Genomic DNA, 17078 nt, shown 5'->3' on the forward strand with positions numbered 1-17078 from the left:
TTTCCAATGCCTAAAAAATCCCAGCCGAAACCTGATTTTGTTTCACAGCTAGCCTTTGATGAGGTGCTTCAGCAGGTTGAGTTTGATCTTAGAATCAAGGAATTTGTGGTGATGGAAATTGATAAGGCAAATTATATCATAAAGCCCAATATGCCTTACCGTTCAGATTATTTCTGCATTTTTATGATACAGAAGGGAGGAGTTACATTCAGGTTGGATGATAAAAGCTATGAGGTCTCCAAAGGTGATATTGTTTTTTGTCCTATGTTAGAAACTTTTTGGCTGGATGAAATTACCGATGATTATAATGCTAAGTATATTTTCTTCTCGTTGAATTTTATTTCTGATGCAGGGTTTAATTATAAGTCAAATAATGTTCTGAAAAGTTTGTCATCAGATCCTACCCATATCGTCAGAAACGAGCAGGGTGTGTACAGGAAGCTGAATTTCCATCTCGATGAACTTAAGGTTTTGAATGATAAGGAAAAAGATAATTATTATTTCAATGAAATGATCTGGCATCATTTCTCACTGGTGATCTATGAAATTGATAATTATTTCAAGAAAATAGAAAAACCTCATCAGGTAACCAATAGGGAAGATGAATTGACGACCAGTTTTTTTAAGCTGGTTCAGGATCATTTCAAAGAAGAGCATAATGTTCAGTTCTATGCCGACAAGCTTTTTATCAGTCGCAAATACCTTACGAAAGTGATCAATAAAACGGTGTTCAAATCCCCAAGAGATATTATTCATCAGGTTTTAGCGGTAGAAGCCAGATTGCTGCTGAGAAATCCTAACCTGAATATCGGTGAAGTAGCATCACAACTGAAGTTTTCAGACCAGGCTTCTTTCAGTAAATTTTTTAAAAAACATGTAGGAAGATCTCCTTTGGAATACAGAAAAGATGACTTGTATTGATAATCAGTGATTTAAGATTTTAAGACGTCTTTTTACCAAATTTCAACTATAATTTCGATTTAAAAAAGTAAATAGTATTATTTATATTGTCTATAAATGATATTTCTCATATTTTTTAAAATAAGGAGTCTTTTTGACAAAATAAGGAGTTTTTTGAATAATCCTATTGAATTTTTTTCGTTCGATTTTTGTCCGGAAAATTTAAAAGGACTATTGTTATGCAAAGATTTTTTATTCAAAAATCGACTTTACTTTTCCTCTCGCTGATCGTTTTGACGGGATGTAGGAAAGATAATCAAAACCAGGGATATCAGCAGCAGGCACCGGAATTACCTGTTGCAAAGGTAACACAGGGAGACGCTTCTGTTTCCAGAGAATATGCAGCATCTATCGAGGGTGTTTCCAATGTGGAGATCAGACCTCAGGTAACAGGATATTTAAGCAAAATTTTTGTGGATGAAGGAGACTTTGTGAGAGCAGGCCAGCCTCTGTTCAAAATTGAAGATCAGGTTTTCCGTGAGCAGTTGAGAAGTGCTCAGGCGGCTTTGATTACCGCTCAGGCCAGTCTTTCAACCTCTAAAATTGATTTGGATAGAAAAAAAGAACTGTTTAAAAACAAAATGGTTTCCGAAATTCAGGTGAAAGAAGCGGAAGCGGCTTACAATGGAGCAAGAGGAGCTGTAAGTCAGTCAACATCTTCTATTGAATCAGCAAAAATCAATCTGAATTTCTCTACAATTAAAGCCCCGGTAAGTGGTTTTATCGGGAGATTCAACTATCGTTTGGGAAGTTTGATGACCCCGGGGAATCAGGAACCGATCACCTTGCTGTCAGATATTCATCAGGTATATACGTATTTCAGTTTAAGTGAAAATGATTTTAATAATTTCCAGAAACAATACACAGGCAGCAGTATTGATGAGGTGATTAAAAATACTCCTGCAGTATCATTACTCCTTTCCGGTGGTGAGCAATATGCTGAAAAAGGAAAGATTGATGCTGTGGAAGGGCAGTTCAATAAAACAACCGGATCAATTACATTAAGAGCAAAATTCAACAATCCCAATAATCTTTTAAGAAGCGGAAATACCGGTAAAATTGTACTGGATCAGTTCTACAGCAATGTTATTTTACTTCCTGTTGCTTCTACCAGAACCATTCAGGATAAAGTATTTGTATTTACCATTCAGGGTGGGAAAGCGGCGATGCTTCCGATTGAAGTAAATGGTAAAGCCGGTGATAATTTCATTGTAGCCAAAGGACTTAAGGCAGGTGACGAATATATCACCAGCGGTTTTGACCGTCTACAGCCGGGAACACCTGTCGTGGCACAAAAGAAAAATGCTCAACAGAAAAAATCCTAAGAAGAAATCATGCTAAAGAAAATTATAAAAAGACCCGTACTGGCAACGGTAATCTCCGTATTGCTTGTTATTCTGGGGATTGTTGGGATGGTGAGTCTTCCGATTACCAAATTCCCGGACATTGCACCGCCTACCGTTATGGTAACTGCTGCTTATCCGGGAGCCAATGCTGAAACCATTGCAAGGTCGGTAGCACCTCCGTTGGAAAATGCTATCAATGGAGTGGAAAATATGGACTATATTACTTCTACAGCAAGTAATGACGGAACATTAAGCATTACTGTTATTTTTAAACTGGGAACAGATCCTGACCAGGCGGCTATTAACGTGCAGAACAGGGTAGCTCAGGTGACCAACCAGCTTCCTGCAGAGGTAATTCAGGCGGGAATCACCACGGTGAAAAGACAGAACAGTATGATTGCAATGGTTTCCCTCACCAGTAAAGACGGAAAGATGGACGACCTTTTCCTTGAAAACTATGCGAAAATCAACATCGTTCCGGAACTGAAAAGAGTAAAAGGAGTAGGAGATGCAATGGTGTATGGAAATAAAGATTACTCCATGCGTATCTGGCTGGATCCTAATAAACTGACTTCATACAATCTGACTCCATCTGATGTTTCCCGTGCTATTCAGACGCAAAACCTCGAAGCAGCACCCGGAAGATTAGGGGAGAGAAGTAAAGAGGTAATGGAGTATGTTCTTCGCTACAAAGGAAAATTTACAGAGCCTGAGCAATATGAAAATATCACTATCAAAGCACTGAATGACGGTTCAGTTTTAAAATTAAAAGATATTGCCAAAGTAGAATTCGGGGCTTACAGTTATACGGTTTCTTCCAATTATAATAAGAAAGCGTCTGTAACGATGGCGATCTTCCAGATGGCAGGTTCCAATGCCAATGAAGTGCAGATCGCTCTTCAGGAAAGAATGAAAGAACTGGAAAAATCTTTCCCGGCAGGAATGGATTATGAAATTCCATATGCAACAAAAGATGCGCTGGATCAGTCTATTGAACAGGTGATTCATACATTGATAGAAGCATTTATCCTGGTATTCATTGTGGTGTATATCTTCCTTCAGGATTTCCGGTCTACTTTGATTCCGGCCATTGCAGTTCCGGTGTCCATCGTAGGAACGTTCTTCTTTATGAAAGTTTTCGGATTCTCTATTAATATTTTGACGTTGTTTGCCTTGGTACTGGCAATCGGTATTGTAGTAGATGATGCCATTGTAGTGGTAGAAGCCGTTCATGCTAAGATGGAGCATAAAAAGCTGAACCCAAGAGCGGCTACGATGTCGGCAATGAGTGAGATTACAGGAGCAATTGTTTCTATTACGCTGATCATGTCTGCGGTATTTGTTCCGGTAGCCTTTATGAGTGGTTCTACAGGACTATTCTACCAGCAGTTTGCACTGACACTGGCAATTGCCATTGTGATTTCAGCGATCAATGCATTGACATTGAGTCCGGCTTTATGTGCTTTATTCTTAAAACAACACCATCCGGAAACCCATGAAAAAATGAATTTCAAAGACCGTTTCTTTGCAGGTTTCAATGCAAGCTTCAATAAGCTGACATTCCGATATGGAAAAGCTGTGTTATTCCTTTTAAAAAGAAAATGGGTAGCATTGATCATTATTGTAGCCTTTGGAGGTTTATTCGCATGGATGTCTATGACAACACCTAAAGGATTTATTCCCGATGAAGATCAGAGTTTCATTATTGTAACAGCTAACCTTGCTCCCGGAGCATCAAAGGACAGAACTTCAAAAGTGGTTTCCGATACGGAAGATTTATTGATGAAAAACCCTGCTGTGGACAAGGTAATTTCTGTAGATGGATTAAACTTATTCAGTGGCTCTATGTCATCTTCTGCAGCTTCTATTTTCGTTAAATTAAAAAAAGGAGGCGAAAGAGGAGCAGTGAATAACATCAATGATATCATCGGACAAACGCAGGGAATGCTTTCTCAGGATAAAAGAGCTAATTTCCTTGTGATCAATACCCCAACAGTAGACGGTTTTGGAAATACGAGTGGGATGGAACTGGTGCTTCAAGACCGTACCAACGGAGAACTTCAGAATTTAGGAAATATCTCCTATGGAATGATGGGAGCTTTAATGCAGAGGCCAGAGGTTGCAGTAGCATTTACAACGTTTGATGTCACGTATCCACAATTTGAAGTGCTTGTAGATGAAGTGAAGTCTGCTCAGCTGGGAGTGAATGTTTCTGATGTATTGGGAGTGATGCAGGGATATTACGGAAGTATTCAGGCTTCGGATTTCAACAGATTCGGAAAGTATTATAGAGTATTGGTGCAATCTACTCCGGAGACAAGACAGGATAAAGAATCCCTGAACGGAATTTTTGTTAAAAATAATTTAGGCCAGATGGTTCCTATCAATACATTGGTAAGCCTGAAACAGGTAACAGGAGCAGAAGTAGTAGATCGTTTCAATCTATTCAACTCATCGAACTTAACAGTAATGGCAGCTCCGGGATACAGTACCGGACAGGCTATGGCAGCCATTGAAGAAGTGAGTAAGCAGGTGCTTCCTCCGGGATATACTTACGATTATAAAGGAATGAGCCGTGAAGAAGCGGGTTCAAGCTCGCAATCTGTTATGATCTTCGGGCTATGTATTGTATTTGTATTCTTCCTTTTATCTGCACAATATGAAAGTTATATTCTTCCGTTAGCCGTATTGATTGCTATTCCGGTAGGTTTATCAGGAGTATTTGTAGGGATTACATTCGCAGAACTGTCCAATAATATTTATGTACAGATTGCTTTGGTGATGCTGATCGGGCTTTTGGCGAAGAATGGTATTCTGATTGTAGAATTTGCGATTCAAAGACGTAGAGCAGGAAAAAGCCTTATTGCTTCTGCTGTAGAAGGGGCAAAAGCACGTTTGCGTCCTATTTTGATGACCTCTCTTGCATTTATTACAGGATTACTGCCATTGATCTTTGTGGTAGGACCTTCAGCGATGGGTAACCATTCTATCGGATATGCAGCCATTTCAGGGATGCTTTTCGGAACAGTCTTAGGGATTTTTGTGGTTCCGGTTCTTTTTGTGGTATTTCAGGCTTTGCATGAGAGAATCAACGGAAAGGTGGTAACAGATGCGGATTGGGAATATTAATTCAAATGATTTTAAAAATGAAAATTAAAAATATAGCATATATCGCGTTCATCTCGGGAACAGCAATTTCCTGTAAAGTACAGAAATATGAACAGCCTGAGGTAAAAATGCCTGAAGTTTTCAGAAGTGATAGTCTTGTTTCGGATCAAAATGAAAATATTGCTAAGATCAGCTACAAAGATTTTTTCAAAGATCCGGTTCTGGTAGGCTTGATTGATAAAGCTATGGTACAGAATAATGATCTTCAGGTAGCTTTAAAACAGATTGAATTTGCTTCCCTGGCCTATACTCAGAGTAAATGGGGGAATATTCCAACGGTAAGTGCTTCTGCCAATGCGAATATCAATCGTCCTTCAGACAACAGTATGAATGGAATGATGGCCGGGCAGTTCATGGGAAAAAGATATATGGAAGATTATACAGCTTCTCTTAGTTTTTCATGGGAAGCTGATATCTGGGGTAAGATCAAAGGAAGAAAAGAACAGGCTTTGGCAGAATATCTCAAAACGCAGGAAGCGGCAAAGGCGGTAAAAACACAAGTGGTGTCTGCTGTAGTGCAGGGATATTATAACCTGCTGATGCTGGATACTCAGCTGGAAATTACAAAATCCAATCTGGCTTATGCTGATAATACCCTGAAGTTTCTGGCTAAACAGCAGGAATTGGGATTAACGACAGCTTTGGCAGTACAGCAGCAGGAAATTGTAAAAGATCAGATCCTGAAATCAATTCCTGCGATTGAAAGTTCTGTGACAACCCAGGAAAATGCTTTGAGTCTGCTGACCGGTTCTATGCCCGGGAAAATTGAAAGAAGTGCAAGCCTGAACAATGTACAGTCTCCGGATCATATTGCTGCAGGGATTCCTTCAGAATTATTAAGTTACAGACCGGATATTAAAACGGCAGAACTTGAGGTAAGAAAAAGTGCAGCCGCAATTCATGTTGCCAAAATGAGCATGTATCCTTCGTTGAATATTACAGCGCAAGGTGGTGTAAATGCATTCCAGATCAGTAAATGGTTCAGCGTTCCGGGATCACTGTTCGGAATGGTGGCAGGAGCTGTAGCACAGCCTATTCTGAATGGGAAACAGTTGAAAACGCAGTATGAGCAGTCTAAAGTATTGGCGGATCAGGCAGAGCTCAACTTTAAACAGTCTGTTTTAAAGGCGGTAGGTGAAGTTTCTGATGCATTGGTACAGATCCAAAAACTCGAAGAACAGCAGAAAGTTGCTGAAGGGCTGGTCATGAAATCCGGTGAAGCGGTGAAGAAGGCTGATTTGTTATTTAAATATAATTCAGCAACTTATGTAGAGGTGATTATTGCTCAATCAAACAAACTTCAGGCAGAATTGGAACTGGCTTCTCTGAAAACCCAGAGACTGAATGCTATTACAGCTCTTTACCGCTCTGTAGGGGGCGGATGGCAATAAAGTAAAATTGAATCTGCTTCGTCTGTAATGATGAAGCAGGTTTTTAATCCATTATCATTATGAAGACAAATATACAGGAGGGGATCATTTTAATTCCGGATTTCAGCGGATTTACCGAATTTGTGTTCAATACAAAATTGTATACAGGTGAGTATATCGTAAGACAGTTGTTGTCTACACTGATTGATGTGAACGATCAGTACTTTGAAATTTCTGAGATTGAGGGGGATGCCATTTTATTTTACCGTTATGATGAAAATCCGTCTTACCAGAGCATTTCCAAAATGTTGTGGAAGATGAGGAGTGCATTCAACAGAAAGATAGAGGAGCTGAGTAAGAGTTTAAGCACTACCATTGATCTGGCACTCAAATTTATTGTTCATTATGGATCTTTTTCACAATACAATATTGGAAACTTCAGAAAGCTGTATGGGAAAACGATTGTGGAGGCACATCAGCTTTTGAAAAACGGATTGGCAGAACAGCCTTCATATGCTCTTTTCAGTAATTCTTTCCTGGAAAACAGCAGAAATAAAGAGTCTGATTTTAATAAAGATCCGCTTCGTCTGCCTGAAGTAGGCGTTATCCATTATTTTGAAAATTTAAACTAGCATATATTTTTTAATATTAATCCTTGTAAATTTGCTATTGCTAGCGGCCCGGGTGAGATCCGGGCTTTTTTGTTTGCAAATCTTTGAGAATTGAGAAAATGAGTAACTTGTTTTCATAATAAAGATTCACGTATAAATGATAAATTATGATTTTTTTTAATAAAATTTAAATTACAGATAAAATGTATTTTTAAGAATATTTATTATGGAAGTAATTTATATTATATCACTTTATTGAGGATTTTTTATTGTTTTTTAATTTATGGTTCTGTTTTTAATTGGTATCTTATTGGGAATTAAGTATTTATTTTATTTTTTGATGTAACAAAATTGTGAAGATAATGGTCTTATAGTAAAAACTATAATTTCACATGAAAGTAATATTATTTCCAATAGCGATATTAGCAGGATCATTAGCAATGGCTCAGCAGGCTCAGGCCCCGGCAGCAAAGGATACTGTAAAAGGAAATACAAAAGAAATAGAAGCGGTTACGCTGGTTGCCAGAAAACCGACCGTAGAATCTAAAGTAGACAGAACTGTATTTAATGTAGCTAACAGTGCAATTCTGGCAGGAAATACAACATGGGATGTTCTTAGAATGACTCCTTTGGTAAGCATAGATAATAATGATGATGTAAAAGCCGAAGGGCAGATGGTTACCGTATACATCAATGATAGAAAATCAGTTTTTACAGGGAAGGAATTAAAGGAATATCTTAAGACAATTCCTGCTGATAACCTGATGAAAATTGAAGTAATTACCAGCCCTTCATCGAGATATGAAACCTCCGGTTCCGTTATCAATATTGTCCTGAAAAAAAGGGATGACGAAGGATTGAAAGGAAGTATCTCCCTGAACAACAGACAAAGTACCAAGAATTCACAATACACGAATTTTAACCTGAATTATCACAAGAAAAAGTTTACCCAAACTTTTATAGGAGGCTACAACAATGGAACTTATGTACAGAAAACCCAGACCTGGGATAACCGGTTTGAAGGTAATAAGCTTACGCAGTTCAATCTGGAAAACGTGATGAGAAATGAAAGTCCGTCTCTTTCTTCTACATCAGAGTTTGAAATCAATGATAAGAATAATTTCGGATTTGTGCTGGAGTATTCACAGAATAGAAACTTACTTTCAGCAGAATCTAACGGGGTGACTAAAAAAGACGGAGATCCCGGTGAATCTTTCCTTCAGACACAAAATAACTGGGGATTCAGCCGGAATTTAGGGACCAATGCCTTCTATAAATATTATGATAAAGAAAAGAACAGGATTTTAGATATTAATTTGGGAACCAATTATTCCAGCGATAATAATGATAATTTGATTGACAAACAAATTAATAAGCAGGGGGTAATTACTAATCAGCAGCTGGGAGTTGTCAGTACAAACCAAATGCGTAATTATTATCTGAAAATTGATTATACTCATCCTTTTGGTAAAACAGGGGGAACCATGGAAGTGGGAGGAAAAACCGAATTGAATAATCATGTTATTCCTAACAGACTCTATGGGTTCAGTATTGATAATCCCACACCGGAATATGCCAATCTATCCAGGAATGACAGATTCCATTATGAAGATCATCTGAGCTCTTTATATGCCAATTATAGCAAGACTTTTTTTGAAAAGCTGGAAACAAGAGTCGGAATCCGTTATGAATATATTGATTATAAAGTAACACAGGACGTAGCAGGAACAGAGAGAAAAGATTCTTATGGTACTTTTCTTCCCAATCTATTGCTGAAATATAGTTTTTCAGAGAAATTTGATTTGAGCCTTACTTATAACCGAACCATTTGGAGACCGTGGTATTCTGAGTTTAATCCTTTTGTGATGCCGGAAATTAATGGAACGTATTCCAGAGGAAACCTTTATCTGAATCCCAATCCGAATGACCGGCTTTATCTGAAATTCGGAATTCTGAAAAAGTATTTTATTTCTGCAAGATATATGCATACCAATCAGGATTACTGGACGACTTATGTAACGGAAAACGGAAGAACAGTTTCGTTACCGGGGAACTTTGATGGGAAAGTTGAAAAATATTACCTTTTTGCCAATACCAATCAGAACTTCCTGAAAAATAAGCTGAATGTAAATGCCGGATTTGGATGGTACTACATTAATAATAAAGATTTTAATGAAAAAAATAAGTTAGGAGCCAAAGATTATATCAGTTATTGGGGAGCTTCTGCGAATGTTTCTTATACCAATCTATTCAATAAAAACATTAACCTGAGTGCTTGGTTAGAGCTTGCCAATCAGAATAACGGGAACTCATATGCTAATAATACCAATGTATTCCACAATATTTCAGTCACCAAAATTTTCCCGAAAACCCAAATGGAACTGAGTATGCAGCTGATGAATATTTTTAAAAGACCTTATGGGGATAATACCACTTACAGCCCGGACGGAACTTTCAGAGAGTATTCAAAATGGGACTGGTATGGGGTTTCTCTTACGTTTGTAAAGCGTTTTGGAAATCAGAAAGTAAAAGAAAATACAAAAACCGACGTGGAGAAAAATGGCGGCGGCGGAAAATAATTCAAGATTTGTTAGATAAAATGAAAGCAGGTTCCCATTCGGAATCTGCTTTTTATTTTAGGCTGGAAGTAGGAAGAGTGAAGAAGTGAAAGATACCGTGAGGTTTGTTAAAAAAATCTGCAAAATCTCCTAAATCTGAGCGAGCCAAATTAAATTTTAACGCAAGGGTTTTATCTGAAGTTCTTACTATTCTAAGGAAGCGAAGCTTTGAACCAATTGCATTGACTCTTTCTAGGTGTATGCATTACTATAAAGCTTCGTAAGCAATAGAGTTGCTTTCTTTGCTTCCTTAAAAGTGTTACCATTTCTTTTTTTAATCTTTGTGTTAAAAAATATCTCTCGCAGATTTTGCTGATTAAGCAGATCTAAAAAATATTGAGTATTAAACAAAAAACAGATCCCAATCCGGAATCTGTTTGCATTCTATCAAATAATTATTAAATAGAGTTTATACTCTTAACTCTCAGTTTTTATTTAAGGGTAAACTTCACTTTAGTTTTAATAGCATCAGAAGAATTTCCAATCAATGCTTCAAAGTCTCCCGGTTCTGCAACCCAGTCGTGTTTTCCGGCATCGAAATAACTTAAAGCCGTTTTATCAATGGTGAAACTTACCTCCTTCTGTTCTCCTGGATTCAGATACACTTTTTCAAACCCTTTCAGTTCTTTTGCAGGACGCGGAACAGATGATTTTAAATCACTGATGTAAAGCTGGGCAACTTCGGCACCTGCTTTTTTTCCTGTATTTTTAACCGTTACGGTAAAGGTAATTTTACCATCCTGTGAAATCGTGGTCTGGTCTGCTTTTGCTTTTCCAAATTCAAAAGTCGTATAACTTAATCCATGTCCGAAACTGAACAGAGGTTTTATATTTTTAGTGTCATGCCAGCGGTAGCCTACAAAAACACCTTCGTTGTAAGTAATGTTGATAGGATTTTTCTGATCTTTACCTTTTCCTGCAGCCAATTCATCTTTTTGTCCGGGATATTCTCCAAGCTGATGAGCTGAATTGTCTTCAAGCTTTACAGGGAATGTAAACGGAAGCTTTCCTGATGGATTTGCATCACCAGCCAGAATAGAAGCAATGGAATTTCCAGCTTCAGAACCCAGATACCACGACTGTAAAACGGCCGGTACTTCTTTGATCCAAGGCATAGCTACAGCATTTCCGGAAACCAGAACAACAGCAAGATTTTTATTTGCTTTTGCAAGGGCAGTGATTACATGATCCTGATTATAAGGAAGTCCGTAGCTCTTTCTGTCATTTCCTTCACTGTCCTGAAAGTCTGCCTTATTCAGTCCGCCAACAAAAATGACGTAATCAGATTTTTTGGCCAATTCTACCGCTTCGTTCAGTAATTCAGCTTCAGAGCGGGTATCTTTTAAATCCTGTCCGGATTTTACCCCATTATATTCACCTCCGATATCTCCTACATAACCTCTTGCGTACTGTACATCTGCCTGCTTTCCAAATCTGGACTTGATTCCGTCTAATGGAAGAGCTTCATATTTAACTTTTAAAGATGAAGAACCTCCACCAACAGTCATTATTTTAATGGCATTCTCTCCAACAACTGCTATTTTTTTAGCTTTATTAAGGTCAATAGGAAGCACATTTCCCTGGTTCTTTAGTAAAACGATTCCTTCTTCACCAATTTCTTTTGCCACCGCTTTATGCTCTTCTGAAGCAATATTTCCGAAAGGCTTGTTGCGGTTCATCGTAGTTTTATAAGCAAGACGAAGTAATCTTGTTACTTTATCATCAAGTTCTTTGGTTCCTACTTTTCCTGCTTTAATCAGATCCAGATAAGGTTTTGCCAGGTAATAATTGTCATAGGCATTTTTAGTTCCGGCAGAAAGTCCGTTGGTCCATGATCCGAATTCAAGGTCAAGACCATTGTGGATGGCCTGTTCTGTATTGTTTACAGCACCCCAGTCGGATACTACAACCCCTTTATAGTTCCATTCTTTCTTTAAAATATCATTTAATAAATATTGATTCTGGCTGGCATACTGGCCTTTGTACATATCATAAGCACCCATGATCGTCCATGAATCACCCTCTGTAACTGCTGCCTTGAAAGGCGGGAGATAGATTTCATAAAGCGCTCTGTCGTCTACATTCACATTGCTGGTGTGACGGAACATTTCCTGGTTGTTGAGTGCAAAATGTTTCACAGAAGTTGCCACACCATTAGATTGGACTCCTTTAATATAAGGAACTACCATTTTTGAGGTCAGATAAGGATCTTCACCCATATATTCAAAATTTCTTCCGTTCAGCGGAGTTCTGTAAATATTCACTCCAGGTCCCAGAAGGATATCTTTTTTTCTGTAGCGGGCTTCTTCACCCAATGCTTTACCGTAGTTCCATGACATTTTTTTATTCCAGGTAGCGGATAAGGCTGTCAGTGCAGGGTAGGCGATAATAGAATCATTGGTCCAGCCAGCCTGATCCCATTCGTCCCACATTACTTCCGGACGTACCCCATGAGGACCATCTGTTGTCCAGAATTCAGGAATTCCCAATCTTGGAACACCTGGTGAACTGAATTTGGACTGTGCATGAAGCATTGCCACTTTTTCTTCCAGTGTCATTCTTGATAATGCATCCTGAATACGCTGTTCTACAGGTTTGGATTCATCTAAATAAACGGGTATGGTAGTATTGGTCTGAGCCATATAAGAAGCAGAAATAAAGGTGAATAAACTTATAATGACGGTTTTCTTTAACATGATGCCTTTCTATTTGATTAAAAGCAAAAATAGAGAAAATTTTTATTATCTCAAATTGAGAAAATAAATTTTAATGAATAAAAAACTGCCCACATATTTGCAGACAGCTCATTATTAAATATTGTATTTATAATAGCGAAAAAAATAAATAGAATTTGATAGGTGGAAAAAGTAAAAGACAAATGAAACTACTCATCTATACTTTCCATTCAATACCTCGAATCCTACAATGCTTCTAATATAGTGTCTGGATTCCTATGGAATGGACAAGGTTGACGTATAGGTAAAGCGCGTAGTTTGTCCAGGAATCTAAGCTCTTACAATCTCAAACCTTCTTACTCTCAAACTCTCACACAAAACCGCGAATCCCGAATCCCAAAACCCGGATCTCGAACCTCGCATTTCAAACTCGTGCCCTCTCAAACCCTCAAACTCATTAATCCCATCCTTTCACAGCTCCGCCTTTGAAAATTTCTTTGGCTTTCTTTTCCACTTCCGGAGACTGGTAAGCTTTTACAAAGTTTTTTACTTTCTGGCTGTTTTTATTATCCTGTCTGGCCACCACCAGATTCACATATGGAGAGTCTTTATCTTCAATTAGGATACCCTGTTTTTCCGAGTCTAATCCTGCCTGGGCTGCAAAATTGTTATTGATAATTCCTACAACAACGTCTCTGTCATCTAAAACCCTTGGGATCTGTGCTCCTTCAATCTCCATGATTTTAAGCTGTTTGGGATTTTCAGTAATATCTGTTACTTTTGGTAGAAGTCCTACACCTGCTTTTAATTTCAGCAGACCGCTTTTCTGCAGAAGAAGCAGAGAACGTCCTCCATTGGTTGGGTCATTGGGAATAACAACAGTGTTACCTTCCTGCAGCTGACTGATATTTTTAATCTTTTTTGAATAGGCAATAATAGGATAGACAAATGTATTTCCTACAGGTACGAGGTTGTAACCTCTCTGCTTGGACTGTTCTGTTAAATAAGGAAGATGCTGAAAGGCATTGGCATCAATATCTCCGTTAGTCAGAGCTTCATTGGGAACTACATAATCATTAAAAGGGATAAGCTCCACTTCCAGATTGTATTTATCCTTAGCTACTTTTTTGGCAACCTCAGCAATTTCCTGTTCCGGGCCATAAGTAATCCCGACACGGATAAAGTTCGGGTCATCTTTTCTTCCCGAACAAGCACTGAACAGTAATATTCCAGCAGCTAATAAACCAAAAATCTTTATTTTTTTCATTCTATTTTTTATTTAAAATATTGAAGCAAAAGAGCAAAAGGCGAAAAGCCTGTTCAATTGTACTCTGTATCTCGAAATCTGTACCTCGTATCTCAAACCCTCCAACTCATTCTCTCTCCAACCCAACTACCTGTGATCAAATCTTTTTGACAATCGGTCTCCCGCGAATTGTATGATAAACACCAGCAGAACAAGAAGTATCAATACTGTATTCATAATGACAATATCATATCCGATATATCCGTATTGGTAACCCACCTGTCCAAGTCCACCTGCACCTACAGCCCCACCCATCGCAGAGTATCCTACAAGCGTAATCAAAGTGATAGTAGCGTTGTTAATTAATGAAGGAAGTGCCTCAGGCAGCAATACTTTTCTGATGATCTGCAATGGAGAGGCTCCCAGCGCTCTTGCCGTTTCTATAAGTCCGTGAGGAACCTCAATAAGGCTGTTCTCCACAAGTCTTGCAATAAATGGAGCTGCACCCACACTTAGCGGAACCAAAGCGGCATTTACTCCAATAGAAGTTCCTGCCAGAATTCTGGTAAAAGGAATCATCCATACGATCAGAATAATAAAAGGGATGGCACGGAAAATATTAACCAGAATAGACAATCCTCTATGGTAGACTGCATTTTCCAGCAGTTGTCCTTTTCTGGTTAAAAACAACATGATTCCTACCGGAAGACCAAGTACAAATCCAAAAAATCCGGATAAAAATGTCATATAAACCGTTTCCCAGGTTCCTTTTGCCAAAAGGGCAATTACCGTATCACTAAGCATATCCTTTTACTGTATTTTGAATTTTGTTTTGGTTGAAATAATAAATCACCTGTTGGTTTTCTTCTGCTTCACCCTGAAGCTGAAGCAGAAGTTTTCCGAAATTGGAATCTCCAAAATACTCTACGTCTGCCTTTAAAAGTTTATAAGGGATTTTATATTGGTTATATAGTGTTGAAAGAATTTGTTCCACACTGATGTTTTCGTTAAGTTCTATTTCGACCAGCGGAAATAAACCGTCTTTGGGTTCTTTCTGCAGTCTGCTAATGAATTCCTGTGGCAGGGTCATGATATCTGAATTTATAAACTGGCGGATGATCGGGTTCTCTTTATCCGAAATAATCTCGCTTACAGTTCCTTTTGTTAATAATTTTCCTTGGTCTATCACTGCAACGTGGTTGCAGACCGCTTTGATAACTTCCATTTCATGGGTAATTAAAAGGATGGTAATTCCCAGTCTCTGATTGATATCTCTTAAAAGCTGCAAGATAGATTGTGTTGTAGCCGGATCCAGTGCGCTGGTTGCTTCATCACAAAGCAGAAGGTGGGGATCATTGGCTAAAGCTCTGGCAATGGCAACTCTTTGTTTCTGTCCACCGGAAAGACTTCTGGGATAATCATTGGCTTTATCTTCAAGTCCCACAATCTTCAATAATTCGTTGACTTTTTTGTTGATCTCATCCTTACTGCTATGATCCAGTTCTAAAGGAAGAGCTACATTATCAAAAACAGTTCTGGAAGAAAGAAGATTGAAATGCTGGAAGATCATTCCTATTTTTTTGCGTTCCTCAGCCAATTGTTTAGCATTAAGCTGCGTAAAATCTTTTCCATTAATAATAATCTGCCCTTCATCTGGTCTTTCCAGTAAATTTACTGTACGGATCAGGGTACTTTTTCCAGCACCCGAAAAACCGATAATTCCAACAATATCTCCCTTCTCTATATTTAAACTCACCTTATCCAATGCCTTAAAGGACTGTTTTTTCTGGTGAAATGTTTTCGATATGTTTCTGATCTCTATCATTCTGATTTTGTATTCTGTTTAAATAGGCTGATATGGCTTGCCTGCTCTGTTAAAAAATCTTCTTACTCTTCTGATTTTTACTTTTGACCGTTTTGAAAGTCTGAAATACTTGGTGACATTCGTTAGAAGTACTCCCAGCAATATGATAAATAAACCATACAGCTGACCTCCATTGATGCTTTGGCTGGCAACAATCCAACCTGCAATCACTGTTACAATAGGATTGATATAGGTGTGTGTGCTTACCAAGGCAGCGGGTTTAACGGACAGAAGCCAAATGTACGACAAATAAGCGACTATCGATCCAAAGAAGATCAAAAATAGGACTCCAAACCATGCCGATAACGGGACTGCAGAAACTGAAAAACCAGTCCATTCTTTTCTTATAAAAGAGATTAAAAAAGAAGCTAATCCCGCTACTATAAGCTGTTGAGCAATATTCATAAAGGTAGATTGAGAAGCCGGATTTTTCTTTGAATATAAAGAACCCAGTACCCATGCGATGGAACTTAGACCCAAAACTACAAATGCAGTAATACGTAGATTTTCATTAGCAATTGCATGAGCTGCATTTGAATTTACACTGCCTTTTAAAAACATAATTAATCCTGCAAATCCAATGGCCAATCCTATCGGAATAAATTTATCTGAGAAATAATATTTCCAGTTTTTTCTGTCGATTGCAATAAACCAGAACGGGCCGGTTGCAATAGATATTGCCGCTTCAGAAGCTGTTACATATTGCTCTCCCCAGGCTACAAGTCCTGTTCCTCCGGTAAGAATAAGAATACCGGTAATTGCATTTTTCTTCCAGTTGATCAGAGAATTTGCTTTTTCTCCCTTAGAAAGAAGATATCCTATCATCAGAATACCGGCAACCAGAAATCTTAACCCTGAAAGAATGAACGGCGGAAAACCTTTTAAGCCAAATGAAATAGCTAAAAACGTAATTCCCCATATCACATAGATGTTTGTAAAAGCCAATGGAATCAACCATTTGTTTTTAGAATTACTCATTTTTATTTTTTTAATGTTGTTGTGTTCAATGAAAAAGGCTCTACCACGTGGTAAAGCCTCTGAAAATATATCTATATAAAAGTAAGGTCAACCACAGTATTCTTGATGTATAGACATACAGATATCCTTCATCATATTTTTGATGGTATGTTTCTTAATTGAATTATTTTTGAATTCTGCCTTCATTTTGTTTTATTTCCTGAATACGGTTGCAAATATATCATATAATTTTTATTAGTCCA

11 protein-coding genes are annotated in these 17078 nt (G+C 38.0%); 6 read left to right on the top strand and 5 right to left on the bottom strand.

The annotated features are described in order from the left end of the window. Positions 1-6 precede the first annotated feature (6 nt). The 6 genes from SFA27_RS07215 to SFA27_RS07240 all read left to right on the top strand — a co-directional run bounded on the left by SFA27_RS07215 (position 7) and on the right by SFA27_RS07240 (position 10034). Positions 7-921: a helix-turn-helix domain-containing protein gene (locus tag SFA27_RS07215; RefSeq protein WP_407297296.1), complete on the top strand. Its 915-nt coding sequence runs from the start codon at positions 7-9 to the stop codon at positions 919-921. 218 nt (positions 922-1139) lie between these two features. Further along, positions 1140-2285, top strand: coding sequence for an efflux RND transporter periplasmic adaptor subunit (locus SFA27_RS07220; RefSeq protein WP_407297298.1), 1146 nt, complete (start codon positions 1140-1142; stop codon positions 2283-2285). Positions 2286-2294: 9 nt separating this feature from the next. Beyond that, on the top strand, positions 2295-5435 hold the full coding sequence (locus tag SFA27_RS07225) for an efflux RND transporter permease subunit (RefSeq protein WP_407297300.1): 3141 nt from the start codon (positions 2295-2297) through the stop codon (positions 5433-5435). Positions 5436-5452: 17 nt separating this feature from the next. Further along, positions 5453-6865 (top strand): efflux transporter outer membrane subunit, encoded by a 1413-nt coding sequence (locus SFA27_RS07230; RefSeq protein WP_407297302.1) that lies wholly within the window; start codon positions 5453-5455, stop codon positions 6863-6865. 59 nt (positions 6866-6924) lie between these two features. After that, the gene (locus tag SFA27_RS07235; RefSeq protein ID WP_255816070.1) at positions 6925-7476 is read left to right on the top strand and encodes a DUF2652 domain-containing protein; all 552 of its coding nucleotides are present in this window, start codon (positions 6925-6927) and stop codon (positions 7474-7476) included. Positions 7477-7847: 371 nt separating this feature from the next. Then, a complete protein-coding gene (locus SFA27_RS07240; RefSeq protein ID WP_407297305.1) occupies positions 7848-10034 on the top strand; it encodes a TonB-dependent receptor domain-containing protein in 2187 nt (728 codons plus the stop codon). Positions 10035-10504: 470 nt separating this feature from the next. Here the strand turns inward: SFA27_RS07240 and SFA27_RS07245 are convergent, their stop codons facing one another. From SFA27_RS07245 to SFA27_RS07265, 5 genes are all read right to left on the bottom strand, one after another. Then, on the bottom strand, positions 10505-12715 hold the full coding sequence (locus tag SFA27_RS07245) for a glycoside hydrolase family 3 C-terminal domain-containing protein (RefSeq protein ID WP_407298164.1): 2211 nt from the start codon (positions 12713-12715) through the stop codon (positions 10505-10507). Between the two features lie 490 nt (positions 12716-13205). Next, positions 13206-14015, bottom strand: coding sequence for a methionine ABC transporter substrate-binding lipoprotein MetQ (gene metQ / locus SFA27_RS07250; RefSeq protein ID WP_047378237.1), 810 nt, complete (start codon positions 14013-14015; stop codon positions 13206-13208). 126 nt (positions 14016-14141) lie between these two features. Beyond that, the gene (gene metI, locus SFA27_RS07255; RefSeq protein ID WP_047378236.1) at positions 14142-14798 is read right to left on the bottom strand and encodes a methionine ABC transporter permease MetI; all 657 of its coding nucleotides are present in this window, start codon (positions 14796-14798) and stop codon (positions 14142-14144) included. Next, the gene (locus SFA27_RS07260; RefSeq protein ID WP_047378235.1) at positions 14791-15819 is read right to left on the bottom strand and encodes a methionine ABC transporter ATP-binding protein; all 1029 of its coding nucleotides are present in this window, start codon (positions 15817-15819) and stop codon (positions 14791-14793) included. Before SFA27_RS07260 ends, metI begins: the two co-directional genes overlap by 8 nt. Before the next feature lie 18 nt (positions 15820-15837). Then, complete coding sequence (locus SFA27_RS07265) at positions 15838-16836, bottom strand: EamA family transporter (protein ID WP_052184798.1); 999 nt, start codon at positions 16834-16836, stop codon at positions 15838-15840. Positions 16837-17078: the final 242 nt, after the last annotated feature.

The organism is Chryseobacterium sp. HR92 (assembly GCF_045689405.1).
GTDB classification, from domain to species: Bacteria; Bacteroidota; Bacteroidia; order Flavobacteriales; family Weeksellaceae; genus Chryseobacterium; species Chryseobacterium viscerum_A.

What these genes read in the sequence shown, in the direction of transcription:
- SFA27_RS07230 (WP_407297302.1), top strand. Translation starts at nt 5,453, where the DNA reads ATGAAAATTAAAAATATAGCATATATCGCGTTCATCTCGGGAACAGCA.
- SFA27_RS07245 (WP_407298164.1), bottom strand. Translation starts at nt 12,715, where the DNA reads ATGGCTCAGACCAATACTACCATACCCGTTTATTTAGATGAATCCAAA.
- metI (WP_047378236.1), bottom strand. Translation starts at nt 14,798, where the DNA reads ATGCTTAGTGATACGGTAATTGCCCTTTTGGCAAAAGGAACCTGGGAA.
- SFA27_RS07220 (WP_407297298.1), top strand. Translation starts at nt 1,140, where the DNA reads ATGCAAAGATTTTTTATTCAAAAATCGACTTTACTTTTCCTCTCGCTG.
- SFA27_RS07225 (WP_407297300.1), top strand. Translation starts at nt 2,295, where the DNA reads ATGCTAAAGAAAATTATAAAAAGACCCGTACTGGCAACGGTAATCTCC.
- metQ (WP_047378237.1), bottom strand. Translation starts at nt 14,015, where the DNA reads ATGAAAAAAATAAAGATTTTTGGTTTATTAGCTGCTGGAATATTACTG.
- SFA27_RS07260 (WP_047378235.1), bottom strand. Translation starts at nt 15,819, where the DNA reads ATGATAGAGATCAGAAACATATCGAAAACATTTCACCAGAAAAAACAG.
- SFA27_RS07215 (WP_407297296.1), top strand. Translation starts at nt 7, where the DNA reads ATGCCTAAAAAATCCCAGCCGAAACCTGATTTTGTTTCACAGCTAGCC.
- SFA27_RS07240 (WP_407297305.1), top strand. Translation starts at nt 7,848, where the DNA reads ATGAAAGTAATATTATTTCCAATAGCGATATTAGCAGGATCATTAGCA.
- SFA27_RS07235 (WP_255816070.1), top strand. Translation starts at nt 6,925, where the DNA reads ATGAAGACAAATATACAGGAGGGGATCATTTTAATTCCGGATTTCAGC.
- SFA27_RS07265 (WP_052184798.1), bottom strand. Translation starts at nt 16,836, where the DNA reads ATGAGTAATTCTAAAAACAAATGGTTGATTCCATTGGCTTTTACAAAC.